The organism is Burkholderia sp. SRS-25 (genome assembly GCF_004343765.1).
Taxonomy (GTDB): Bacteria; Pseudomonadota; Gammaproteobacteria; order Burkholderiales; family Burkholderiaceae; genus Burkholderia; species Burkholderia contaminans.
The window spans coordinates 13,672-38,052 of record NZ_PTXM01000026.1; the positions used below are offsets into that span (position 1 = coordinate 13,672).

Consider the following 24,381-nt stretch of genomic DNA (forward strand, 5'->3'; position numbering starts at 1 on the left):
ATGCTGCTGGCGCTGGCGCAATGGCTGCAAGGAGACGCAAGCTTTTTGCGCTTGTTCACGTACCTCACGTTCCGTGCGGTGATGGCCACCATCACCGCGCTCGGGATCGGGCTCGTGTGCGGACCGTGGGTGATCCGCAAGCTGACGCAAATGAAGGTCGGTCAGGCCGTGCGCAAGGACGGCCCGCAGACCCACCTGGTCAAGTCCGGTACGCCGACGATGGGCGGCGTGCTGATCCTGATCGGCATCGCGGTCGCAACCTTGCTGTGGGGCGACCTGACGAACCGTTTCATCTGGATCGTGATGCTCGTCACGTTCGGTTTCGGCGTGATCGGCTGGGTCGACGATTACCGAAAGGTCGTCCACAAGGACCCTCGCGGGATGTCGTCGCGCGAGAAGTATTTCTGGCAATCGGTGATCGGGCTGTTCGCGGCCGTTTACCTCGCCTTCAGCGTGTCCGAGGCGAACAACGTGCGCGTGTTCGACCTGTTCATGGCGTGGGTGAGGAGCGGTTTGTCGATGGGGCTGCCGGCACGCGCCGACCTGATGCTGCCGTTCCTGAAGTCGATCAGCTACCCGCTCGGCGTGTGGGGCTTCATCGTGCTGACGTACTTCGTGATCGTCGGCGCGAGCAACGCGGTGAACCTGACCGACGGCCTGGACGGCCTCGTCATCATGCCGGTCGTGCTGGTCGGTGCATCGCTGGGTGTGTTCGCGTACGTGATGGGCAGCGCGGTCTATTCAAAATACCTGCTGTTCCCGCACATTCCGGGCGCGGGCGAACTGCTGATCTTCTGTTCCGCGATGGGTGGGGCAGGGCTCGCGTTCCTCTGGTACAACACGCACCCCGCGCAGGTGTTCATGGGTGACGTCGGCGCGCTGGCGCTCGGCGGCGCGCTCGGCACGGTCGCGGTGATCGTGCGCCAGGAAATCGTGCTGTTCATCATGGGCGGCATCTTCGTCGCGGAAACGCTGTCGGTGATGCTGCAGGTTTCGTGGTTCAAATACACGAAGAAGCGCTACGGCGAAGGGCGGCGCCTGCTGAAGATGGCGCCGCTGCATCACCATTTCGAATTGTCCGGCTGGAAGGAAACGCAGGTGGTCGTGCGTTTCTGGATCATCACGCTGATGCTGTGCCTGTTCGGTCTGACCACCCTCAAGCTGCGGTAAAGGAAAGGTAACAAGGATGTCTGGCGAGATGTTTGGAGATCGGCAACGGCCGATGGTGCTCGTACTGGGGCTCGGGGAATCGGGTCTCGCGATCGCGCGATGGTGCGCGAGGCACGGGTGCCGGCTGCGTATTGCCGATACCCGCGAGGCGCCGCCGAACCTTGCCGCGCTGCAGGCCGAAGGCATCGATGCGGAATTCGTCGGCGGGGCATTTACGCCTGCGCTGCTCGACGGCGGCGTAGAGCTCGTCGGGCTGAGCCCCGGGCTGTCGCCGCTCGAACCGGCGCTCGCGGCGCTGGTCGCGGCCGCGAACGAGCGCGGCGTCGCGGTGTGGGGCGAGCTGGAATTCTTCGCGCAGGCGCTGCGAGCGCTCGGCACGAGCGGCTACCAGCCGAAGGTGCTCGCAATCACGGGCACCAACGGCAAGACCACGACGACGAGTCTCACGGGCCTGCTGTGCCAGCGCTCGGGCAAGAAGGTCGCAGTCGCGGGCAACATCAGCCCGGCGATGCTCGACCGGCTTGCGAACGCGATCGACGAAACCGCGCTGCCTGACGTCTGGGTGCTCGAGCTGTCGAGCTTTCAGCTCGAAACCGCGCGCACGTTCGCACCCGATGCGGCCGCGATTCTCAACATCACGCAGGATCACCTCGACTGGCACGGCAGCTTCGACGCGTATGCGGCGGCGAAGGGCCGGATCTTCGGCGCGACGACGACGCGCGTGCTGAACCGCGACGATGCGGCCGTGATGAAGTTCGCGCCGGCAGCCGGCGCGGCCGATGCGCCGCGCACGGTCACGTTCGGCCTGAACGAACCGGTGCAGGACGGCGACTACGGCCTGTCACGCGACAACGGCATCGCGTGGCTGGTCGAAGCGGTCGATCGCGACGCCCCGGATGAAACCGCGACGACGACCCGTCGGCGCAAGCGCGATGCCGCGCATACGCCCGACATCGCGCAGAAGCGCCTGATGCCGGCCGATGCGCTGCGTATCCGCGGGCTGCACAACGCGGCGAATGCGCTGGCCGCGTTCGCGCTCGCACGCGCGATCGACCTGCCCGCCGCGCCGCTGCTGCACGCGCTGCGCGAGTATCGCGGCGAGGCGCATCGCGTCGAAGTGATCGCGACGATCGACGACGTCGACTACGTCGACGACAGCAAGGGCACGAACGTCGGCGCGACGGTTGCCGCGCTCGACGGGCTTGCGCAGAAGATCGTGCTGATCGCCGGCGGCGACGGCAAGGGGCAGGATTTCGCACCGCTGGTCGCGCCGGTCGCGCGCTGGTGCCGTGCAGTGATGCTGATCGGCCGCGATGCGCCGGCGATCCGCGACACGCTCGCCGAAACGGGCGTGCCGCTCGCCGATCACGCGACGCTCGAAGGCGCGGTGCACGCGGCGGCCGAGCTGGCCGAGCCGGGCGATGCGGTGCTGCTGTCGCCCGCATGCGCGAGTCTCGACATGTTCAGGAACTACGCCCATCGCGCGGATGTGTTCCGCGCGGCGGTCGACGAAATCGCCATCGACAAAGGAGCGACGCCATGAGCTGGTCCGATCGCCTCGTCTCCCGTTTCAACGATCGTCGCGACACCGGCGGCAATGCCGCGGGCGGCCGCGTCGCGTCCGCCACGCGCGCCGCGACGGGCGGCCTCTCGAGCGTCGTCAACGGCGTGCGCCCGAGCCGTTCGCGGATGCTCGACTTCGACTACTCGCTGTTGTGGGTCGCGATCGCGCTGCTCGGGCTCGGCGTCGTGATGGTGTATTCGGCGTCGATCGCGATGCCCGATTCGCCGAAATACGCGTCGTATCACGATTACGCGTTCCTGATGCGCCACTGCATCTCGCTCGCCGTCGCGTTCATCGCGGCGGTGATTGCGTTCCGTGTGCCGGTGTCGACGTGGGACAAATACGCGCCGCAACTCTTCCTGATCGCGCTCGTCGGCCTCGTGATCGTGCTGATCCCGCACGTCGGCAAGGGCGTGAACGGTGCGCGCCGCTGGATTCCGCTCGGCATCACGAACATGCAGCCGTCGGAAATCATGAAGCTCGCGGTGACGATCTACGCGGCGAACTACACGGTGCGCAAGCAGGAATACATGCAGAGCTTCGCCAAGGGCTTCTTGCCGATGGCGTTCGCGGTCGGCCTGGTCGGTGCGCTGCTGCTGCTCGAGCCGGACATGGGCGCGTTCATGGTGGTCGCGGCGATCGCGATGGGCGTGCTGTTCCTCGGCGGCGTGAACGGCAAGCTGTTCGGCGGCCTCGTCGCGACCGCGATCGGCACCTTCACGATGCTGGTGTGGCTGTCGCCGTGGCGTCGCGAGCGGATCTTCGCGTACCTCGATCCGTGGGACGAGCGTTACGCGCAGGGCAAGGCGTATCAGCTCACGCACTCGCTGATCGCATTCGGCCGCGGCGAGTGGTTCGGCGTCGGCCTCGGCGGCAGCGTCGAGAAGCTGAACTACCTGCCGGAAGCGCATACCGACTTCATCCTCGCGGTGATCGGCGAGGAGCTCGGTTTCGTCGGCGTGCTGGTCGTGATCCTGCTGTTCTACTGGATCGTGCGCCGCGCGTTCGAGATCGGGCGTCAGGCGCTGGCACTCGATCGCACGTTCGCGGGCCTGATGGCGAAGGGTATCGGCATCTGGTTCGGCGCGCAGACCTTCATCAACATGGGTGTGAACCTCGGGCTGCTGCCGACCAAGGGCCTGACGCTGCCGCTCGTGAGCTATGGCGGCTCGGGCATTCTGCTGAACTGCGTCGCACTTGCGGTGCTGCTGCGGGTCGACTACGAAAATCGCGTACTGATGCGGGGAGGGAAGGTATGACCTCCCCGCGGCAGTACGCGATTTCGGTGAAGGCTAACTTCGTGCGCGAAGCGCGCGAAGTTAAGCGAAGCGGCCGTAGCCAAAACATTCGTTCACTCTTGCTGATGCGGGGAGGGAAGGTATGACCGCGTCGCAACGCACGCTAATGGTGATGGCAGGCGGCACCGGGGGCCACGTGTTCCCGGGGCTTGCGGTCGCTCACCGGATGGAAGCGGCGGGCTGGCGCGTCGTGTGGCTCGGCAATCCGGCCGGGATGGAAGCGACGCTCGTGCCGAAGCACGGCATTCCGATGGAATACGTGCGGTTCGGCGGGCTGCGCGGCAAGGGCCTGAAGACCAAGCTGACGCTGCCGTTCAACCTGCTGCGCGCATGCGGGCAGAGTCTCGCCGCGCTGCGCCGCGTGCGGCCCGACGTCGTGCTCGGGATGGGCGGCTACATCACGTTCCCGGCGGGCGTGATGACCGCGCTGTCGGGTCGTCCGCTCGTGCTGCATGAACAGAATTCGATCGCGGGCCTGACGAACAAGGTGCTCGCGAAATTCGCGAAACGCGTGCTCGTCGCATTCCCCGGTGCGCTGCCGCACGCGGAATGGACGGGTAACCCGATTCGCGCGGAACTTGCCGGCACGGAAGCGCCCAAAGCACGCTATGCATCGCGCAGCGGCCCGCTGAACGTGCTGGTCGTCGGCGGCAGCCTCGGGGCGGCCGCGCTGAATGAAGTCGTGCCGTGCGCGCTGGCGATGCTGGCGCCGGGCGAACGCCCGCGCATCGTGCACCAGGCCGGCGCGAAGCACATCGAAGCATTGAAGGCGAATTACGAGGCGGCCGGTTTCGCGGCCGGCGAAGACGTGCGGCTCGTGCCGTTCATCGACGACATGGCGGCCGCGTATGCGGCGGCGGATCTCGTGATCTGCCGGTCGGGCGCGATGACGGTGTCGGAGATCGCGGCGGTGGGCGTGGCGGCGCTGTTCGTGCCGTTCCCGTACGCGGTCGACGATCATCAGACGAGCAACGCCGCGTTCCTCGCCGATGCGGGGGCGGCCGTACTGGTGCAACAACGCGACCTGTCGGCGGAACTGCTCGCCGACTGGCTGCGCGGCCAGTCGCGGGCATCGCTCGCGGACATGGCGGAACGTTCGCGCTCGCTGGCGAAGCCCGAAGCCACCGACGAAGTCGCGCGCGTGTGCGCGAAGGCGGCCGGCGCGAACCTGGAAGAACTGCAATGAAACACATCGTCAAACACATTCATTTCGTCGGGATCGGCGGCGCGGGCATGAGCGGCATCGCCGAAGTGCTCGTCAACCTCGGCTACGAGGTCAGCGGCTCGGACCTGTCGCGCAACGCGGTGACGGATCGTCTGCAGGCGCTCGGCGCCCGGATCGCGATCGGCCACGACGCGGCGAACATCGAGGGCGCGAACGCGGTCGTCGTATCGACGGCCGTGCGCTCGGACAACCCGGAAGTGCTGGCCGCGCGCGCGCAGCGCGTGCCGATCGTGCAGCGCGCGGTGATGCTGGCGGAGCTGATGCGCCTGAAGCAGGGCATCGCGATTGCGGGCACCCACGGCAAGACCACGACGACGAGCCTCGTCGCGAGCGTGCTCGCGGCGGGCGGGCTCGATCCGACCTTCGTGATCGGCGGGCGGCTGATCAGCGCCGGCGCGAACGCGCGGCTCGGCACGGGCGACTTCATCGTCGCCGAGGCCGACGAGTCCGACGCGTCGTTCCTGAACCTGTATCCGGTGATCGAAGTCATCACGAACATCGACGCCGACCACATGGACACCTACGGCCACGATTTCGCGCGGCTCAAGCAGGCGTTCATCGAATTCACGCAGCGCCTGCCGTTCTACGGCAGCGCGGTCGTGTGCGTCGACGATCCGAACGTGCGGCAGATCATCCCGTTCATCTCGAAGCCGGTCGTGCGCTACGGGCTGTCGCCGGACGCGCAGGTGCGCGCCGAAGACATCGATGCGCGCGACGGCCGCATGCATTTCACGGTGATCCGCGAAGGGCGCGCGCCGCTGGCGGTCGTGCTGAACATGCCGGGCCTGCACAACGTGCAGAACGCGCTCGCGGCGGTCGCGATCGCGACCGATCTCGGCGTGTCGGACGACGCGATCCAGCTGGCGCTGGCGGAATTCAACGGTGTCGGCCGGCGCTTCCAGCGCTACGGCGAAGTGCCGACCGCGGACGGCGGCCACTACACGCTGATCGACGACTATGGCCATCACCCGGTCGAGATGGCCGCGACGATCGCGGCCGCGCGCGGCGCGTTTCCGGGCCGCCGCCTCGTGCTGGCGTTCCAGCCGCACCGCTACACGCGCACTCGCGACTGCTTCGACGATTTCGTCAACGTGCTGTCGACGGTCGACGCGCTGGTGCTGACGGAAGTCTACGCGGCGGGCGAGGCGGCGATCTCGACCGCCAACGGCGACGCGCTGTCGCGTGCGCTGCGCGCGGTCGGGAAGGTTGACCCGGTGTTCGTCGCGACGGTCGACGACGTGCCGGACGCATTGGCGAAGGTCGCGCAGAACGGCGACGTGGTGATCACGATGGGCGCGGGTTCGATCGGCGGCGTGCCGGCGAAGGTTGCGCAGCACACTCAACAGAAGGCATGACATGAGCGGGATTGATCCGAAACGTTTCGGCAAGGTGGCGGTGTTGTTCGGCGGTGAGTCCTCGGAGCGCGAGGTGTCGCTCACGTCGGGCAAGCTCGTGCTGCAGGGCCTGCGCGACGCGGGCATCGACGCGCACCCGTTCGACCCGGCCGAGCGCCCGCTGTCGGCGCTGAAGGACGAAGGGTTCGTGCGCGCGTTCAACGCACTGCACGGCGGCTACGGCGAGAACGGCCAGATCCAGGGCGCGCTCGATTTCTACGGCATTCGCTACACGGGCAGCGGCGTGCTCGGATCGGCGCTCGGCCTCGACAAGTTCCGCACGAAGCTCGTGTGGCAGCAGACGGGCGTGCCGACGCCGCCGTTCGAGACGGTGCTGCGCGGCGACGACCTCGCGGCGCGCGCGACGGACATCGTCGCGAAGCTCGGCCTGCCGCTGTTCGTGAAGCCGGCGAGCGAAGGCTCGAGCGTGGCGGTGCTGAAGGTGAAGACGGCCGACGCGCTGCCCGCTGCGCTCGCGGAAGCCGCAAAGCACGACCCGATCGTGATCGTCGAGAAGAGCATCGAGGGCGGCGGCGAGTACACCGCCTGCATCGCCGGCGATCTCGACCTGCCGGTGATCAAGATCGTGCCGGCCGGCGAGTTCTACGACTATCACGCGAAGTACGTCGCCGACGACACGCAATACCTGATTCCGTGCGGGCTGCCCGCCGACAAGGAGGCGGAGCTCAAGCGCGTCGCGCGCCGGGCGTTCGACGTGCTCGGCTGCACCGACTGGGGCCGCGCGGATTTCATGCTGGATGCGGCCGGCAATGCGTATTTCCTGGAAGTGAACACGGCCCCCGGGATGACCGACCACTCGCTGCCGCCGAAGGCCGCGCGCGCGGTCGGCATCAGCTATTCGGAGCTGGTCGTGAAGGTGCTGTCGCTCACGCTCAACGACTGACGCAGGAACGGAACGACGTATGTGGAACAACGTTCGCCAACTCAACCTTGCCGCCAGCGCGCTGTACGCGCTGTTGCTGCTCGTGTTGGCGGCGGCCGGTTGCTACTGGCTGATCCAGCGCCCGACGTTCGCGCTGCGGGAAATCCGGATCGACGGCGACACCGAGCACATCAATTCACCGACGGTGCGCGCGGGCGTGGTCGGCCGGCTGAAGGGCAATTTCTTCACGGTCGATCTCGACGCCGCGCGCGCCGCGTTCGAGCAGATGCCCTGGGTGCGCCATGCGAGCGTGCGCCGGGTGTGGCCGAATGCGCTGGCTGTCACGCTCGAGGAGTACAAACCGCTCGGGACCTGGGGCAGCGACCAGCTCGTGAGCGTCGATGGCGAGCTGTTCACCGCGAACCAGGGCGAGCTGGAGCAGGAACTGCCGGCGTTCGACGGCCCGGAGGGTAGTGCGAAGGAAGTCGTCACGCGGTATCGCGACTTCGGGAAATGGTTTGCGCCGCTGAAGGCGGCGCCGGAAGAAGTGACGCTGTCGGCGCGGTACGCGTGGACGGTGAAGCTGTCGAACGGCATGCAGGTCGAGCTGGGCAAGGAACGCAACAGCGAGTCGCTGCATGACCGGAGCCAGCGCCTGGTCGCCGCATGGCCGGCCGTCACGGAGCGCTGGGGCAACGACATCGAGTACGCGGACCTGCGCTATCCGAACGGATTCGCGATTCGCGCGGCAGGCATGCGGTTCCTGACCGATACCGACAAGCGCAAGAAGTAACGAGAGATCACACGCAAGAGCACTTTATGAGCAAAGACTACAAGGATCTGCTGGTTTCCCTCGACATCGGCACGTCGAAGGTGGTGGCCATCGTCGCCGAGCTGAAGGGCGAAGGCCACTATGAGGTGATCGGTCTCGGCCAGAGCGAGTCGAAGGGTCTGAAGAAAGGTGTGGTGGTCAACATCGAGGCCACCGTGCAGTCGATCCAGCGCGCGCTCGAGGAAGCCGAGCTGATGGCCGACTGCAAGATCACCAACGTGTTCACGGGGATCGCGGGCAGCCACATCCGCAGCTTCAACTCGAGCGGGATGGTCGCGATCAAGGACAAGGAAGTCACGCAGACGGACGTCGCGCGCGTGATCGAGACCGCGAAGGCGATCAATATCCCGACCGACCAGCAGGTGCTGCACATCCTCACGCAGGAATTCATCATCGACGGCCAGGAAGACGTGCGCGAGCCGATCGGCATGAGCGGCATCCGGCTGGAAGTGAAGGTGCACATCGTGACGGGCGCGGTGAGTGCCGCGCAGAACATCGTCAAGTGCGTGCGCCGCTGCGGGCTCGAAGTGAACGACCTGATCCTGCAGCCGCTCGCGTCGTCGCTGGCCGTGCTGACGGAGGACGAGAAGGATCTCGGCGTGGTGCTGGTCGACATCGGTGGCGGCACGACGGATATCGCGATCTTCGCCGAAGGCGCGATCCGCCACACCGCGGTGATTCCGATCGCCGGCGACCAGATCACGAGCGACATCGCGATGGCGCTGCGCACGCCGACACCGGATGCGGAAGACATCAAGGTCGGCTACGGGATCGCGAAGCAGGCGCTCGCCGATCCGGACGAAATGGTGGAAGTGCCTGGCCTCGGCGAACGCGGCCCGCGCACGCTGTCGCGCCAGGCGCTGGCAGCCGTGATCGAGCCGCGCGTCGAGGAGCTGTTCTCGCTCGTGCAGCAGGTCGTGCGCGAGTCGGGATACGAAGAACTCCTGAGCTCCGGCGTGGTCATTACCGGCGGCGCTTCGATGATGCCGGGCATGGTCGAGCTCGGCGAAGACATTTTCCTGAAACCGGTGCGCATCGGCGCGCCGGAATATGCAGGCGGCCTTTCCGACGTCGTGCGCAATCCGCGCTACTCGACGGCGATGGGGCTGCTCGTCGAAGGCAGTGCCCAGCGCACACGCGGCCGCAAGGTCGCCGTGCAGTCCGGCAACGCGGGGCAGGTGTTCTCGCGGATGAAGGAATGGTTCCTGAGCAATTTTTGAGTACCCCCGCGGCTCGGCACGCCGAGCCTGCCCCCCGAGGGGGCCAAGAAAACCTGGGGCGGCCCGGCGTTTTCTTGGGGACGAACCGAATCGAAATTCGCGCTGGTGCCGGCGGCTGGCGCGCGACAGGGGGTTGCCCGATCTCCTGCCGAATAACGGCCGAGTAGCAGTAATTCTCTTGACGGAGGCAACAATGGAATTCGAAATGCTGGAAACCGAGACCAACGGCACCATCATCAAGGTGGTCGGCGTTGGCGGCGCTGGCGGCAATGCCGTCCAGCACATGATCAACCGCGGCGTGCAGGGCGTCGACTTCATCGTGATGAACACGGATGCACAGGCGCTGTCGCGTTCGCGCGCATCGTCGGTGATCCAGCTCGGCAACACGGGCCTGGGCGCCGGTGCGAAGCCGGAAATGGGCCGTGCGGCAGCGGAAGAAGCGCGTGAGCGCATCGCCGACGCACTGCGCGGCGCGCACATGGTGTTCATCACGGCCGGCATGGGTGGTGGCACGGGTACAGGCGCGGCGCCGGTGGTCGCGCAGATCGCGAAGGAGATGGGCATCCTGACGGTGGGTGTCGTCAGCAAGCCGTTCGAATTCGAAGGCGGCAAGCGCATGCGCGTCGCTGAAGCCGGTTCACAGCAACTGGAGGATCACGTCGACTCGCTGATCGTCGTGCTGAACGACAAGCTGTTCGACGTGATGGGCGACGACGCCGAGATGGACAAGTGCTTCCAGTGCGCGGACGACGTGTTGAACAACGCGGTCGCGGGCATCGCTGAAATCATCAATGTCGATGGCCTCGTGAACGTCGACTTCGAAGACGTGAAGACGGTGATGGGCGAGCAGGGCAAGGCGATGATGGGCACGGCGACGGTCGCCGGCGTCGATCGCGCACGCCTCGCGGCGGAACAGGCCGTGGCGAGCCCGCTGCTCGAAGGCGTCGATCTGTCGGGCGCGCGCGGCGTGCTGGTCAACATCACGTCGAGCCGTTCGCTGCGCCTGTCGGAAACGCGCGAAGTGATGAACACGATCAAGAGCTACGCCGCGGAAGATGCGACGGTGATCTTCGGTGCGGTGTACGACGACGCGATGGGCGATGCACTGCGCGTGACGGTCGTGGCGACGGGTCTGGGCCGTGCGGCGAAGAAGCAGCAGTCGGCACCGATGACGCTGCTGCGCACGGGTACGGACAACCAGCCGGTCAGCGCGGTTTCGCACGGCTATGCTCCGACGCATCACGTCAGCACGGCAGACTACGGTGCGCTCGATACGCCGGCGGTGTGGCGCAATTCGCGCGAAACCGCGGCATCGCACGTGCAGGCGCTGCAGGAGAAGGGTGTCGACACGTACGACATCCCGGCTTTCCTGCGCAAGCAGGCTGACTGACGCAAACACAGGCGAAGCCGCGGCGAATCTGCCGCGGTATCGCCGGCGTGACGGATGCTACGGACCACGACAGGCCGCGTCGGCTGCGACGCCGGGCCGGGAAACGTGCCCTCTCCGCACAAGCGGGGCGGGATGGACCGTGCTGTCCGCGACACGCTGAAAAACCGTATCGCTATGAGGGACCAGCCATGATTCAAGTGGGCGACGCGCTGCCCGACGCGCAACTGTTCGAGTACATCGACGATGCGCGCGAAGGGTGCACGCTGGGGCCGAACGCCTGCAGCGTGCGCGATCAGGTTGCGGGAAAGCGGGTGGTGATCTTCGGATTGCCGGGCGCTTTCACGCCGACCTGCTCGGCGCAGCATGTGCCGGGCTACGTCGAACACGCCGGGCAATTGCGCGCGGCGGGCATCGACGAGATCTGGTGCGTGTCCGTCAACGACGCATTCGTGATGGGCGCATGGGGACGTGATCTGCACACCGCGGGCAAGGTGCGCATGATGGCGGACGGCAGCGCGGCTTTCACTCATGCGCTGGGGCTGACGCAGGATTTGTCCGCGCGTGGCATGGGAATTCGTTCCCTGCGCTACGCGATGGTGATTGACGGCGGTGTGGTCAAGACGCTGGCCGTCGAGGCGCCGGGCAAATTCGAAGTGAGCGATGCGGCGAGTGTTCTCGCGACGTTGACGTCCTGATCGTGCGGTGCGCCGTTGCCTTCCGGCAACGCTGCTCACCGGCCTCAGGGCAGTTGTAACACGGGCTGATGACCGGAAACGCCTCCGTTCCGGGCATCGGCCCGTCCCGTATCGGCGCGGGTAAACAGTCGAAACAGATTGATACGCAGTTTCAAACAACGCTGAATAGGGAATTACGCTATAATCTGCCCTATCGAATATAACTCCTGATTGATATCTTCAATCACGACGAAGAACATCATGCTGAAGCAGCGCACCATCAAATCCATCGTGAAGACCGTGGGTATCGGTGTCCACTCGGGCCGCAAGATCGAGCTGACGCTCCGTCCTGCCGCGCCGGGCACGGGCATCGTCTTCTCGCGCGTCGACCTTCCCACGCCCGTCGACATTCCCGCCGCGGCGACGTCGATCGGCGATACGCGGCTCGCGTCGGTGTTGCAGAAGGATGGCGTGCGCGTGTCGACCGTCGAGCACCTGATGTCGGCATGTGCCGGCCTCGGTATCGACAACCTCTATGTCGACGTGACGGCCGAGGAAATCCCGATCATGGACGGCAGCGCGGCGACCTTCGTGTTCCTGATCCAGTCTGCCGGGATCGAGGAGCAGAACGCGCCGAAGCGCTTCGTCAAGGTGAAGAAGACGGTCGAAATCCGTGATGGCGACAAGTTCGCGCGTCTCGATCCGTACTTCGGTTTCAAGCTGAAATTTTCGATCGACTTCCGTCACCCGGCCGTCGACAAGACCGGCCAGGAGCTCGAGGTCGATTTCGCGAATACCTCGTATGTGCGCGAGATCGCGCGTGCACGCACGTTCGGCTTCGCACATGAAGCCGAGATGCTGCGCGAGATGGGTCTCGCCCGTGGCGGCAGCATGGAAAATGCGATCGTGCTCGACGAGTACCGCATCCTGAACAACGACGGGCTGCGCTACGACGACGAGTTCGTGAAGCACAAGATGCTCGACGCGATCGGCGACCTGTACGTGATCGGCCATCCGTTGCTGGCGTCGTACACGGCGTACAAGTCGGGCCACGGCCTGAACAACGCGCTGCTGCGCGAATTGCTCGCGAACGAAGATGCGTACGAGATCGTCACGTTCGACGATCCGCAAGCCGCACCGAAGGGCTTCGCGTTCGACATGCAGACGGCCTTCGCCTGACCTGGGTTCCGCGCAAGCAATAAAAAAGCAGCCTTCGGGCTGCTTTTTTGTTGGCCGGGCCACCTGGCGCTGCCGGCGGTGCGCGCCGTCAGCGCGGCTTCGCGCCATGCCGGGCCGCCATCCGCGCGAGCGCGTCCTGCAGCGGTGACGGTTCGAGATGATCGGCCAGGTCGCGCAACGCGGCCGCGCCGACCGACGTCATCCGCGCCTGCTTCACGTGGGGCGGCTCCGGCGCATCCTTCGGGCGCACGCGTACGCGCAGCGTCGAGACCGGCCAGCCCCGTTTTTGCAGATCGCCGAGCAACCGCGGTTCGACCTGTCGCAGCCGAGCGGCCAACGCGTTGTGCGCAGCAAAGAGGGTCAGGGTGCCGTCCTTGATGAAGCCCGGTTCGACATGATTCGCAAGATAGTCTGGCAGGAGCGCGGCAAGGTCGCGCTGCAGCGACGCGATCTGTTCGACGCCGGCGCGCAGCGCCGCGAACGCGTCGGTGCGGCCGAGCACTTCGGATACGGGTTGCGGGCGATATGGGGCGAGCGGGCCGAAACGCTTGGAAAATCGGTTCATCGAGACATTCTTCGGGCGCGCACGCGCGCGGACGTTGACGCCGATTGTACCCGCGCGGGCCCGTGCACGGGCGGCTTTCGCCCCGTTGGCCCGGCCGTCGGCGCGCAGTGCCCGTCCGCCCGAGACACGGGCGCACGCTTCCCCGCGTGCTAAAATTCCTCGTTTGAGTCCACTAATTCGCTAAGCCGCCGAGGCTCGGGCGCCGGGGCGCGCAACACGCGCCGGGCGCCGGTGCTGCGACGCAGGATCCGATCCGATGACAACCGGTTTTCTCCAGAAAATTTTTGGCAGCCGCAACCAGCGGCTCGTCAAGCAATACCAAAAGACCGTCACGACGATCAATGCGCTCGAAACGCAGATCGAGAAGCTGACGGACGACCAGTTGCGCGGCAAGACGGACGAATTCCGCCAGCGGGTCGCGGCCGGCGAGTCGCTCGACAAGCTGCTGCCCGAGGCCTTCGCGGTCTGTCGCGAGGCCAGCCGTCGCGTGCTGAAGATGCGGCACTTCGACGTGCAGATGATCGGCGGCATGGTGCTCCACTACGGCAAGATCGCGGAAATGCGCACCGGCGAGGGCAAGACGCTCGTCGCGACGCTGCCCGTGTACCTGAATGCGCTGGCCGGCCGCGGCGTGCACGTGGTGACCGTCAACGATTACCTCGCGCAGCGTGACGCCGAATGGATGGCGCGCCTCTACAACTTCCTCGGTCTGTCGGTCGGCATCAACCTGTCCGGCATGGAGCACGACCAGAAGCAGCAGGCTTACGCGGCAGACATCACGTACGGCACGAACAACGAATTCGGCTTCGACTACCTGCGCGACAACATGGTCTACGAGACCGACGCGCGCGTGCAGCGGGCCCTGAATTTCGCGGTCGTCGACGAAGTGGACTCGATCCTGATCGACGAGGCGCGTACGCCGCTGATCATTTCGGGCCAGGCCGAGGATCACACCGAGCTGTACGTGCGGATGAACGCACTGCCGCCGCTGCTCGAGCGCCAGATCGGCGAAGAGAAGGCCGACGGCACGGGCGTCGAGAAGCCGGGCGACTACACGCTCGACGAGAAGGCGCGCCAGGTGTTCCTGACGGAATCGGGCCACGAGAAGGCCGAGCGCCTGCTCGCCGAATGGGGCCTGATCGGCGAGGGCGAGAGCCTGTACGCACCGCAGAACATCACGCTGATGCACCACGTGTACGCGGCGCTGCGCGCGCACACGCTGTTCCACAAGGATCAGCACTACGTCGTGCAGAACGGCGAAGTGGTCATCGTCGACGAATTCACGGGCCGCCTGATGGCCGGCCGTCGCTGGTCCGACGGCCTGCACCAGGCCGTCGAGGCGAAGGAGCACGTGAAGATCCAGAGCGAGAACCAGACGCTCGCGTCGATCACGTTCCAGAACTACTTCCGGATGTACGCGAAGCTGGCCGGCATGACCGGTACCGCCGATACCGAAGCGTACGAGTTCAACGAGATCTACGGCCTCGAGACGGTCGTGATCCCGACCAACCGCCCGCCGAAGCGGATCGACAAGCAGGACCAGATCTACAAGACGGCCAAGGAGCGCTACGACGCGGTGATCCGCGACATCCGCGACTGCTACGAGCGCGGCCAGCCGGTGCTGGTCGGCACGACGTCGATCGAGAACTCCGAACTGCTGTCGCACCTGCTGAAGCAGGCCGGGCTGCCGCACGAAGTGCTGAACGCGAAGCAGCACGAGCGTGAAGCGGCGATCGTCGCGGAAGCCGGCCGTCCGCAGCGCGTCACGATCGCAACCAACATGGCCGGTCGCGGTACCGACATCGTGCTCGGCGGCAATGCCGAGAAGCAGGCTGCGTTCATCGAGGCCGACGAGGCAATTCCGGCCGACGAAAAGGCGCGCCGCATCCAGAAGCTGCACGACGAGTGGGAAACGCTGCACGAGCAGGTGAAGGCCGCGGGCGGCCTGCACATCATCGGCACCGAGCGCCACGAATCGCGCCGGATCGACAACCAGCTGCGCGGCCGTGCGGGCCGCCAGGGCGATCCGGGTTCATCGCGCTTCTACCTGTCGCTCGACGATCCGCTGCTGCGCATTTTCGCGGGCGACCGCGTGCGCTCGATCATGGATCGCCTGAAGATGCCGGAAGGCGAGGCGATCGAGGCCGGCATCGTCACGCGCTCGATCGAGTCCGCGCAGCGCAAGGTCGAAGCGCGTAACTTCGACATCCGCAAGCAACTGCTCGAATACGACGACGTGTCGAACGACCAGCGCAAGGTGATCTACCAGCAGCGTAACGAGCTGCTCGAAGCGCACGACATCACCGAGACGATCACCGCGATGCGTCATGGCGTGGTTACCGAAGTCGTCCGCCAGTTCGTGCCGGAAGGCAGCATCGAAGAGCAGTGGGACGTGCCCGAGCTCGAGGAAGCGCTGCGCAACGACTGGCAGCTCGACCTCGCGATCCAGGAAATGGTGAACGAGTCCTCGTCGATCACGGCCGAGGAAATCCTCGACGCGGTGATGACGGCCGCCGATGAGCAGTACGAGGCGAAGGTCGCAATGGTTGGCCGCGAATCGTTCAGCGCGTTCGAGCGCTCGGTGATGCTGCAGACGGTCGACCGCCTGTGGCGCGAGCACCTCGCGGCGCTCGACCACCTGCGCCAGGGCATCCATCTGCGCGGCTATGCGCAGAAGAATCCGAAGCAGGAATACAAGCGCGAAGCGTTCGAACTGTTCGCCGCGATGCTCGAGGCGATCAAGCAGGAAGTCACGCGCGTCGTGATGAACGTGCAGATCCAGTCGCCGGAACAGCTCGAGGAGGCCGCCGAGCAGATCGAGGAGCGTGGCGGTCATCTCGAGAACGTCGAGTACCAGCACGCCGATTACGCGGAAGCCGGTGCGCCGGTGGCCAACGTCGCGGCTGCCGCGGCGGCCACGGCAACCGCCGACATGGTCGGCAGCGCGATGACGCACAGCGGCCCCGGCGGCGAAATGCCGAAGGTCGGCCGCAACGACCCGTGCCCGTGCGGTAGCGGCAAGAAGTACAAGCAATGTCACGGGAAGCTGTCATGATCGACGGCGGCGCGCATCGCGCGTGCCGCTTCGTTCGCAGCTTCGCGTGAGTGATGTGAGTTGCGGCGGCCTGCGCGTGCGGCCGCTGGTTCTTCCAATCGATGCCGGCGCATGCCGGCATTTTCCATCCGGCAGGTGTGCCCCATGGCTGTCAATTTTCCGTCGATCGATCCCGCCCAACTGCATCCCGTCGCCGGCGTCACGCTCGGCTGGGCGGAAGCGAACATCCGCAAGCCGAATCGCAAGGACGTGCTGGTCATCTCCGTCGACGAAGGCGCGACGGTCGCGGGCGTGTTCACCGAAAACCGTTTCTGCGCCGCGCCGGTCACCGTCTGCCGCGAGCACCTGGCGAAGGTGCGCGCGGGCGGCGCGGGCATTCGCGCGCTCGTCGTGAATACGGGCAATGCGAACGCGGGTACCGGCGAACCGGGCCTCATGAACGCACGTGAAACCTGCACGGAACTCGCGCGCCTCGCGGGCATCGAGCCGGCGCAGGTGCTGCCGTTCTCGACCGGCGTGATCCTCGAGCCGCTGCCGATCGATCGCCTGAAGGCCGGCCTGCCGGCCGCGCTCGCGAATCGCAAGGCCGCGAACTGGTTCGACGCCGCGCAGGCGATCATGACGACGGACACGCTGCCGAAGGCCACGTCGCGCCAGGTGACGATCGACGGCCATGCGGTCACGCTGACGGGCATCAGCAAGGGCGCGGGCATGATCAAGCCGAACATGGCGACGATGCTCGGCTTCCTCGCGTTCGACGCGAACGTCGCGCAGCCGGTGCTCGACACGCTCGTGAAGGAAGTCGCCGACCGCTCGTTCAACTGCATCACGATCGACGGCGATACGTCGACGAACGACTCGTTCATCCTGATCGCGTCGGGCAAGAGCACGTTGCCGCCGATCACGTCGACCGATTCGCCGGCCTATGCGGCGCTGCGCGATGCGGTGACGGAAGTCGCGCAGGTGCTGTCGCAACTGATCGTGCGCGACGGCGAAGGCGCGACGAAATTCATGACCGTGCAGGTCGAAGGCGGCAAGAGTGTCGCGGAATGCCGCCAGATCGCTTACGCGATCGGCCATTCGCCGCTCGTGAAGACGGCCTTCTACGCATCCGACCCCAACCTCGGCCGGATTCTCGCGGCGATCGGCTATGCAGGCGTCGCGGATTTGGACGTCGACAAGATCGACCTTTATCTCGACGACGTGCTCGTCGCGAAGGCGGGCGGCCGCAACCCGGCTTACCAGGAAGAAGACGGCCAGCGCGTGATGAAGCAGAGCGAAATCACGATCCGCGTGCTGCTCGGCCGCGGCGACGCGCAAGCCACCATCTGGACGTGCGACCTGTCGCACGACTACGTGAGCATCAACGCGGATTACCGCTCCTGACCGGGAGCGCTCGAACGACATGGACAAGCTTGAACAGTTTCTGACGCGTGCCGAGGCGCTGCTCGGCCGTCTCGAGGGGATGCTGCCGCCCGCGCCGGCAGCGGTCGACTGGAATGCCGCTCACGCGTTCCGCTGGCGCCAGCGCCAGGGGCGCGGCTATCTGCAGCCGGTGCCCGCCGTGTCGTCGATCGCGCTCGACGATCTGCACAACATCGATCGCCAGAAAGGGCTGATCGAACAGAACACGCGGCAGTTCGTGCAGCGGAAGCCGGCCAACAACGTGCTGCTGACCGGCGCGCGCGGTACCGGCAAATCGTCGCTGATCAAGGCGTGCCTGAACGCATATGCGAACGACGGCCTGCGCCTGATCGAAGTGGACAAGGACGACCTGCACGATCTCGGCGACATCGTCGACCTGATCTCGCAGCGTCCCGAGCGCTTCATCGTGTTCTGCGACGACCTGTCGTTCGAGGAGGGCGAGTCGGGCTACAAGGCGCTGAAGGTCGCGCTCGACGGTTCGATCGCCGCGCAGTCGGACAACGTGCTGATCTACGCGACGTCGAACCGCCGCCATCTGCTACCCGAGTACATGAGCGACAACGAGTCGTACAAGCATCTTCCGGATGGCGAGATTCACCCCGGCGAAGTCGTCGAGGAAAAGATCTCGCTGTCGGAGCGCTTCGGCCTGTGGGTCAGCTTCTATCCGTTCAAGCAGGACGACTACCTCGACATCGTCGGGCATTGGCTGCGTCATTTCGGCTGTCCGGATGCGGAGATCGAATCCGCACGCGGCGACGCGCTCGTGTGGGCGCTCGAGCGCGGTTCGCGCTCGGGGCGCGTCGCGTGGCAGTTTGCGCGTGACTGGTCGGGCCGCAAGGAGCAGGCATGAGCGCGGATCTCGCACAAGGCGCGGTGCGCGCGCCCGACGGCCGCAAGGTGACGGAAGTCGCGGTCGGCGTGATGGTGCAGCCGGACGGAAGCTACCTGCTCGCGCAGCGCCTGCAAGGCAAGCCGTATGAAGGCTACTGGGAGTTTCCGGGCGGCAAGCTGGAGGCCGGCGAAAGCGTCGAGGACGCGCTTGCGCGCGAACTGCACGAGGAGCTCGGCATCGAAGTCACCGCCAGCCACCGCTGGCACACGCTCGAGCACGATTATCCGCATGCGTACGTGCGGCTGTATTTCTGCAAGGTGACGGGCTGGACGGGCGAGCCGCACAGCAAGGAAGGGCAGGCGTTCGTGTGGCAGCAACTGCCGGTCGCCGTCGCGCCGCTGTTGCCGGCCGCGCTGCCGGTGCTCGAACTGCTCGAGAAGGAAGCCGCGTCGAACTGACGCCATGATGGCCTGCCGGAAAGGCGGGCCATATCACTAGCAGGCTGCGCTGCGCGCCGCTCAGCTGTCGCGGCGGCTGTCCGTGCCGTCTTCTTCCGACGAGGGGCCCTCGTCGGAAGATCCACCGATCCGGTACTTTTCCGCGGCCCATGCGCCGAGGTCGAGCTGCTTGCAGCGGGCCGAGCAGAACGGGCGGAACTGATTTTCGGGCGTCCAGCGCACTTCGGCGCCGCACGACGGGCATTTCACAACGGTAGTCATACGAAAGCGATCCGGCCCGCGGCCGTTACAGATTGCACAGTGTCAGATGGAACGGCACGTCGATGTCCACCGCGCGCGGCCGCACATCGCCGTCCTGCATGGTGAACCGTACCCACAGCATGTATTTGTTCGCGCTCGCTTCCGGAATGACGCGCAACTCCGGCGGCACGCGCACCTGCATCAACTGGTAGGTGCGGCCGGACAGCATCTGCTGGTAGCTGCCCTGCATCGCCATGACCTTCGACGCCTGGCCCGATTCGCGCGCGAGCCGCAGCACGATCGTCACCGCGTCGCGCAGCGGCAGCATCGGCAGGATCCACTTCGCGATGTCCTGGCGCCGCTGCTCGGCGGGCCACTGCTGCCATGCGTAGTATGACGGCAGGTCGAACTTGCACGTGCCGCCGGGAATCACCGCACGGCTGCGGATGCTGGCGAGCCACTCGTTGTCGACGAGGTGCTGCCCGGTCTTGCCCTGCATCTGCGCGAGATTCGCGAGTGTCTGCTCGATTTCGCCGAGCACGGCCTCGAGCGCATTCTGCTCGATGCCCGGATTGCCGCGAAAGGGGGCGAGCGTCTGGCGCTGACGTTCGAGCTCCTTCATCAGATCCGATTTCAGGTCCGCGCGGCCCGTTACCTCGGCGATTTCGAACAGCGTCGTCAGTGCGACGTGGTGTTCACGCGGGTCCTCCTGAGCCAAAAAGAACGCGAAGCGCTCGAAGAGATCTTCGAGGCGCAACAGCGTGCGAATTCGCTCGTTGAACGGATACTCGTAAAGAATCAAGCGCGCTCGCCTCTTGGGTAGGGATTGAAACAATGCAGGACATTCTAATGCTCACTCTCTACCCTAGCAACGCGCCAATTTCGTACACCATCACGATTGGGCGCGAGGTTCAGCGCGCGGCGGCCGCAAACCCGAGATAGCGTTGGTGCAGTGCATCGACCTGTGCGGCGAGCGCGTCGGGTTTCGTCGCGTCGTTGACGATCACGTCGTCGGCCGCCGCGAGGCGGGCCTCGCGTGTTGCCTGTTTCGCGATGATCGCCTCGACCTGCTCGCGCGTGAAGCCGTTGCGCTGCATCACGCGTGCGATCTGTGTTTCAACCGGGCAATCGACGACGAGGACGCGATCGCAGCGCGCCTTCCAGTTGCCTGACTCGACGAGCAGCGGCACGACGAATATCACGTACGGGCCTTGCGCTTCGCGTGCTTCGCGATCGGTCTCCGCGCGGATCAGCGGATGCGTGATCGCTTCGAGGCGCCGGAGAGCGGCGTCGTCGCTGAAGATCAGTGCGCGCATCTTCGCACGGTCGAGCGAGCCGTCGGCGGCAACGAAGCTGCGACCGAATGCCTGTTCGATCGCGGGCATTGCAAGACCGCCTGGTGCGGTGATGCGATGGGCGATCAGGTCGGTATCGACCAGGGACGCGCCGCGGGCGCCGAACAGGTCGGCGACGGTCGTCTTGCCGCTGCCGATGCCGCCGGTGAGTCCAATTGCGAACATGTCAGCCTCCGAGCGCCGAATAGAACGGGGTGCCGAAAAACAGCGTCGCGACGCCGCCTGCCGCGAGGAACGGGCCGAACGGAATCGGCTCCTCGAAGCGCATGCGGCCGCGCCAGGTTGCAATGAGCCCGACGATCGCGCCCGTCACCGCGGCGAACAGCACGACCTGCGGCAATGCGGCCCAGCCCATCCATGCGCCGAGCGCGGCGAGCAGCTTCAGGTCGCCGAAACCGATGCCCTCGATGCCGCGCAGCCATTTGAACAGCCAGTAGATTGACCACAGGAACAGGTAGCCGGCCACGGCCCCGATCACTGCCGAGCGCAGCGACGTGAACGTGCCGCCGAGGTTCAGCACGAGCCCGGCCCAGAGGAGCGGCAGCGTCATCGAGTCGGGCAGGTAGCCCGTCCGGATATCGATCGCGCTCATCGCGAGCAGCGCGGCGCACAGGGCGAACGCGGCAAGCGCGGCGGCGGTCGGGCCGAATGCCGCGAGTGAGCCGGCGGCGAGCAGCGCGCACGCGAGCTCGACGAGCGGATATACGATGCCGATCGCGTGGCCGCAGCGTCGGCAGCGCCCGCGCAGCATCAGGAAGCTGACGAGCGGGATGTTTTCCCATGCGCGCAGCACGTGGCCGCAATGCGGGCAGGCGCTGCGCGGGCGCCACAAATCGTAGCGCGGCGGGTAGCCGTCGTCGGGCGGGGCGCTCGTGTTGCCGGTCGCTTCATCGATCTCGGCCTGCCACGCACGCTGCATCATCACGGGCAGCCGGTGGACGACCACGTTCAGGAAGCTGCCGATGCAAAGGCCGACGGCGACCGCGAACGCATACTGCAGCGCGGGCGGCAGCATTGCCAGCGCGAGCAGCGTGCTCTCGGGCGAATCGGTAACGGAGTACAGGGGCGCTGGCGTCATGAGCTCAAGGTTCGGACTAAAAGGCGACAGAATCGGTTGCGATGCTACACCACGTTGCCGAGCTGAAGGATGGGCAGGTACATCGCGATCACGAGGCCGCCGACGAGTGCGCCCAGTACGATCACGATCAACGGTTCGCCGAGCGCGGCGAGGGCATCGAGACGCGCGTCGAGCTGGCGTTCGCACAGCGCGGCGATGTCGGCAAGCATCGTGTCGAGCGCACCGGATTCCTCGGCGACGGCGATCGGCTGCACGACGTCGTCCGGAAAACAGCCGGCCGACTGCATCGCGTCCGCGAGGCGTGCGCCGCGCAGCACGCGGGCTGCGATGTGCGCAGTGGCGTGCTCGAACACCGGATGGCCGGCGGTGCGCTCGAGCGTGGCAAAGGCGTCGGCGAGCGGCACGCCGGCGCCGAGCAGTGTCGCAAGCGAGCGGCACCAGCGTGCGGCCGCGTACCGGCTGAGCGCGTTACCCGCGAGCGGCGCATGTAACAGGCGCCGCGCGACAGCATGGCGCAGCGGTGCCGACCGCCGCAGCGCGTGATGCGCTGCCAGCCCGACTGCCGCCGTACCGGCAGCGAGCCCACCGCCCCACGCCGACAGCGCGGAGGACAGTGCGAGCAGCGCGCGGGTTGGCGCTGGTAGTGCGGCGCCGAACCCGTCGAAGATCTGGCGGAACGTCGGGACCACCCACACCATCAGTGCGGCCGAGATCGCGAGCCCGAACAGGATGACGGCCGCCGGGTACGCGAGCGCAGCCCGCAGCTTGCGCCACTGCGCGTCGGTGCGCTCGCGGTGTTCCGCGACCCGCGTCAGCACGATGCCGAGCGAGCCGGACGCTTCGCCGACCTCGATCAACTGGCGATACAGCGTGCCGAACTGGGATGGATAGCGTGCGAGCGCATCGGCGAAGCGCCGGCCGCCGACGATCTCGCGGGCGAGACCCGCCGCGATGCGCGGCAAGCCATCGTGTGGCCGCGTGCGCGCGAGCATCTCGAGCGACGGCGCGAGCGGCAACCCGGCCTGCAGCAGGCTCGCGAGCTGGCGCGTGAAGCGCGTGACGTCTCGCGCGCTGGCCGTTGGCGGCCGGGCCGGCCCGCGGACGTCGAGCGACAGTACGGCGATGCCGTCGCGTGCGAGCGCGGCACGTGCGCTCGCGGCGTCGAATGCGATGAGGGTCCCGCGGCGCAACGTGCCGTCGCGACTGCGGCCGCGCCACGCGAAGCGGGTTTCGCGCGGCGGCTTGCGCAAGCTCATGCGGCAGGTGTCGCGGCGAGGGCTTCCGCGATGCTCGTCGTGCCGTCACGGACGCGTGCGAGCGCCGCGTCGCGCAGATTGCGCACGCCTTCGGCCGCCACGCATTGCGCGAGTTCGCCAACACTCGCCCGTGCGACGATGCGTTCCGCCAGCCCGGACGATACCGGCATCGTCTGGTGCAGGCCGACACGGCCGCGATAGCCGATGCCGTGACAGGCCGGACAGCCTCGGGCGACGAACGGCCGCCATCCGGTTGCGAGGGCAGCCGGGTCGCAGCCGGCTTCGCGCAGGACGGGCACAGGTGCATCCGAGTGAACGCGGCAGGCGGTGCACAGCCGCCGGACGAGGCGTTGCGCGGTGACGAGGTGCAGCGCGGCTGCGAGGTTGTACGGCGCGACACCGATGTCGAGCAGCCGCGCGACGGCGGCCGGTGCGTCGTTCGTGTGCAGCGTCGACAGCACGAGATGGCCGGTCTGCGCGGCCTTGATCGCGACGTCGGCCGTCTCCGCATCGCGAATCTCGCCGACCATGATGATGTCTGGATCCTGCCGCAAGAGCGCGCGCAGTGCAGTCGCGAACGTGAGCCCGGCCTTTTCGGCGACACCGACCTGGCTGATGCCGTCGAGCTGGATTTCGGCGGGATCCTCGACCGTGCAGACGTTGTGCGCGTCGCGATCGAGCATTTGCAGCGCGCAGTAGAGCGACAGTGTCTTGCCGCTGCCGGTCGGACCCGTGACGAGTACGAGGCCATGCGGTGCGCGTATCGCGGCCTCCATCGCGGCCGCCTGCTGCGCGTCGAAGCCGAGGCGGGTGAGCGTGAGGTCCGGTGGCATGGTTTCGAGCCGCCGCAGCACCAGCTTTTCACCGAACAACGTCGGTAGCGAGCTGACGCGGTAGTCGCCGCGCGTACCGCCGTCGATCGCGATGCGAAGCCTGCCGTCCTGCGGGAGCCGCCGCTCGGCGATGTCCATGCGCGCGAGCACCTTGATCCGTGTGACGAGCGCGTCGCGCAGATGAAGGGGCGGCCGCGCATGTTCGTGCAGCACGCCGTCGATGCGCAGGCGGATGCGCCAGCCGGCTTCGAATGGTTCGACGTGGATGTCGGATGCGTCGCGTATGCGAGCCGCATGAAGCGTATCCGTCAGCAGCCGCACGGCTGGCGCATCGTCGAGCTGAGCCGCGTCGAGCGCGTGCGGTGCGGCGGCGGGCGACGCATCGGAGTGGGCGGGCGGCTGCATGCGCAGCGGCGCGCCGGTAGGAGGGAAATGCATGTGAGCCGGCACGCTGG

General features: G+C 66.6%; 22 protein-coding genes. 15 read left to right on the forward strand and 7 right to left on the reverse strand.

Features of this window, described 5'->3' with window-relative positions:
* The 11 genes from mraY to lpxC all read left to right on the forward strand — a co-directional run bounded on the left by mraY (position 1) and on the right by lpxC (position 12,829).
* Positions 1-1,170: a phospho-N-acetylmuramoyl-pentapeptide-transferase gene (gene mraY, locus C5O79_RS31610; RefSeq protein ID WP_006477019.1), complete on the forward strand. Its 1,170-nt coding sequence runs from the start codon at positions 1-3 to the stop codon at positions 1,168-1,170.
* 28 nt (positions 1,171-1,198) lie between these two features.
* Positions 1,199-2,713: a UDP-N-acetylmuramoyl-L-alanine--D-glutamate ligase gene (murD, locus tag C5O79_RS31615; protein WP_047851646.1), complete on the forward strand. Its 1,515-nt coding sequence runs from the start codon at positions 1,199-1,201 to the stop codon at positions 2,711-2,713.
* Complete coding sequence (gene ftsW / locus C5O79_RS31620; protein ID WP_046544872.1) at positions 2,710-3,993, forward strand: putative lipid II flippase FtsW; 1,284 nt, start codon at positions 2,710-2,712, stop codon at positions 3,991-3,993. Before murD ends, ftsW begins: the two co-directional genes overlap by 4 nt.
* 121 nt (positions 3,994-4,114) lie before the next feature.
* The gene (murG, locus tag C5O79_RS31625) at positions 4,115-5,218 is read left to right on the forward strand and encodes an undecaprenyldiphospho-muramoylpentapeptide beta-N-acetylglucosaminyltransferase (RefSeq protein WP_122473548.1); all 1,104 of its coding nucleotides are present in this window, start codon (positions 4,115-4,117) and stop codon (positions 5,216-5,218) included.
* Entirely contained in the window at positions 5,215-6,612 is a 1,398-nt protein-coding gene (murC, locus tag C5O79_RS31630) for a UDP-N-acetylmuramate--L-alanine ligase (RefSeq protein ID WP_047851645.1), read from the forward strand. Before murG ends, murC begins: the two co-directional genes overlap by 4 nt.
* Position 6,613: 1 nt before the next feature.
* Positions 6,614-7,555, forward strand: a complete 942-nt coding sequence (locus tag C5O79_RS31635; protein ID WP_039353151.1) for a D-alanine--D-alanine ligase — start codon at positions 6,614-6,616, stop codon at positions 7,553-7,555.
* A 19-nt stretch (positions 7,556-7,574) separates the two neighbouring features.
* Positions 7,575-8,327 (forward strand): cell division protein FtsQ/DivIB, encoded by a 753-nt coding sequence (locus tag C5O79_RS31640; RefSeq protein ID WP_011350842.1) that lies wholly within the window; start codon positions 7,575-7,577, stop codon positions 8,325-8,327.
* Between the two features lie 26 nt (positions 8,328-8,353).
* A complete protein-coding gene (gene ftsA / locus C5O79_RS31645; protein ID WP_046544874.1) occupies positions 8,354-9,586 on the forward strand; it encodes a cell division protein FtsA in 1,233 nt (410 codons plus the stop codon).
* Between the two features lie 193 nt (positions 9,587-9,779).
* A complete protein-coding gene (gene ftsZ, locus C5O79_RS31655; RefSeq protein WP_011350843.1) occupies positions 9,780-10,976 on the forward strand; it encodes a cell division protein FtsZ in 1,197 nt (398 codons plus the stop codon).
* 188 nt (positions 10,977-11,164) lie between these two features.
* Positions 11,165-11,671: a peroxiredoxin gene (locus C5O79_RS31660; RefSeq protein ID WP_046544875.1), complete on the forward strand. Its 507-nt coding sequence runs from the start codon at positions 11,165-11,167 to the stop codon at positions 11,669-11,671.
* A 240-nt stretch (positions 11,672-11,911) separates the two neighbouring features.
* Positions 11,912-12,829: a UDP-3-O-acyl-N-acetylglucosamine deacetylase gene (gene lpxC, locus C5O79_RS31665; RefSeq protein WP_011350845.1), complete on the forward strand. Its 918-nt coding sequence runs from the start codon at positions 11,912-11,914 to the stop codon at positions 12,827-12,829.
* 88 nt (positions 12,830-12,917) lie between these two features.
* Here the strand turns inward: lpxC and C5O79_RS31670 are convergent, their stop codons facing one another.
* The gene (locus tag C5O79_RS31670) at positions 12,918-13,394 is read right to left on the reverse strand and encodes a DUF721 domain-containing protein (RefSeq protein ID WP_039353137.1); all 477 of its coding nucleotides are present in this window, start codon (positions 13,392-13,394) and stop codon (positions 12,918-12,920) included.
* A 256-nt stretch (positions 13,395-13,650) separates the two neighbouring features.
* Here C5O79_RS31670 and secA point away from each other — a divergent pair, with 256 nt between their 5' ends.
* From secA to C5O79_RS31690, 4 genes are all read left to right on the forward strand, one after another.
* Positions 13,651-16,449 carry a preprotein translocase subunit SecA gene (gene secA / locus C5O79_RS31675; RefSeq protein WP_046544877.1) on the forward strand — a complete coding sequence of 933 codons (2,799 nt, stop codon included), beginning with the start codon at positions 13,651-13,653 and terminating at the stop codon, positions 16,447-16,449.
* Between the two features lie 144 nt (positions 16,450-16,593).
* Positions 16,594-17,835, forward strand: a complete 1,242-nt coding sequence (gene argJ / locus C5O79_RS31680; RefSeq protein WP_122473549.1) for a bifunctional glutamate N-acetyltransferase/amino-acid acetyltransferase ArgJ — start codon at positions 16,594-16,596, stop codon at positions 17,833-17,835.
* Between the two features lie 19 nt (positions 17,836-17,854).
* On the forward strand, positions 17,855-18,724 hold the full coding sequence (locus C5O79_RS31685) for an ATP-binding protein (RefSeq protein ID WP_046544878.1): 870 nt from the start codon (positions 17,855-17,857) through the stop codon (positions 18,722-18,724).
* Positions 18,721-19,164, forward strand: coding sequence for an NUDIX domain-containing protein (locus C5O79_RS31690; RefSeq protein WP_039353126.1), 444 nt, complete (start codon positions 18,721-18,723; stop codon positions 19,162-19,164). The genes C5O79_RS31685 and C5O79_RS31690 overlap by 4 nt, the downstream gene beginning before the upstream one ends.
* Positions 19,165-19,224: 60 nt before the next feature.
* Here C5O79_RS31690 and C5O79_RS31695 read toward each other — a convergent pair whose 3' ends face one another.
* From C5O79_RS31695 to C5O79_RS31720, 6 genes are all read right to left on the reverse strand, one after another.
* Positions 19,225-19,425 carry a DNA gyrase inhibitor YacG gene (locus C5O79_RS31695; RefSeq protein ID WP_039353122.1) on the reverse strand — a complete coding sequence of 67 codons (201 nt, stop codon included), beginning with the start codon at positions 19,423-19,425 and terminating at the stop codon, positions 19,225-19,227.
* A 25-nt stretch (positions 19,426-19,450) separates the two neighbouring features.
* On the reverse strand, positions 19,451-20,206 hold the full coding sequence (gene zapD / locus C5O79_RS31700; protein ID WP_039353119.1) for a cell division protein ZapD: 756 nt from the start codon (positions 20,204-20,206) through the stop codon (positions 19,451-19,453).
* A gap of 109 nt (positions 20,207-20,315) precedes the next feature.
* Positions 20,316-20,924 (reverse strand): dephospho-CoA kinase, encoded by a 609-nt coding sequence (gene coaE / locus C5O79_RS31705; RefSeq protein ID WP_122473550.1) that lies wholly within the window; start codon positions 20,922-20,924, stop codon positions 20,316-20,318.
* Position 20,925: 1 nt separating this feature from the next.
* Entirely contained in the window at positions 20,926-21,837 is a 912-nt protein-coding gene (locus tag C5O79_RS31710) for an A24 family peptidase (RefSeq protein ID WP_047851643.1), read from the reverse strand.
* A 44-nt stretch (positions 21,838-21,881) separates the two neighbouring features.
* Entirely contained in the window at positions 21,882-23,093 is a 1,212-nt protein-coding gene (locus C5O79_RS31715) for a type II secretion system F family protein (RefSeq protein WP_122473551.1), read from the reverse strand.
* Entirely contained in the window at positions 23,090-24,364 is a 1,275-nt protein-coding gene (locus C5O79_RS31720; RefSeq protein ID WP_046544882.1) for an ATPase, T2SS/T4P/T4SS family, read from the reverse strand. The genes C5O79_RS31715 and C5O79_RS31720 overlap by 4 nt, the downstream gene beginning before the upstream one ends.
* Between the last annotated feature and the right edge of the window lie 17 nt (positions 24,365-24,381).